Consider the following 569-nt stretch of genomic DNA (forward strand, 5'->3'; position numbering starts at 1 on the left):
ATGCCTTTACCTGCCGACATCAGCTGAAACTCCCCCGCAGGTAACGTTTGTACATTGCCTTCACTGTCTTTGTGCGCAATAACACCTTCTAGCACATAACTGATGATCTCCATGTCGCGGTGACCATGAGTATCAAAGCCTGCGTTGGGTTGAACTAGGTCATCGTTGATGACTCGCAGTTCAGAAAAGCCCATGTGTTTTGGATCGTAATAGCTACCAAAAGAAAACGTATGTTTGCTGTCTAGCCAGCCAAAGTTTGCTCGACCTCGGTCTTCGGCGTGTCTTACGGTGATCATCAGTGCCTCCAGTGTCCGTGGTTAGGAGAATTTTTTGTTTAGGAAGTTATCTAACGCCGCTTTACCTGCGCCAGAAAAGGCCAGTGAAACACTTGCTGCTAGCAGAGCTAGGCCAAATTCGTAGCCGTTGTTTGCCATAAATAAGCCGTTTTCGAAGTGCACTGAGAAAATCGCCACAACCATAGTGAATGAGAGTGCGACTGCCGCAGGGCGTGTCAGCAAACCAAGTAGAATAAACAAGCCGCCGAAAAATTCTGCGCTACCAGCAAGAAA

General features: G+C 47.8%; 2 protein-coding genes. Both read right to left on the minus strand.

Annotated elements, in window-relative coordinates; all coding sequences use genetic code 11:
- On the minus strand, nucleotides 1–296 hold a 296-nt coding region (locus R7Z50_RS29750), incomplete at its 3' end, for a pirin family protein (RefSeq protein WP_318150049.1).
- Between the two features lie 21 nt (nucleotides 297–317).
- On the minus strand, nucleotides 318–569 hold a 252-nt coding region (locus R7Z50_RS29755), incomplete at its 5' end, for a DoxX family protein (RefSeq protein WP_318150050.1).

This window comes from Vibrio sp. 1249-1, assembly GCF_033340495.1.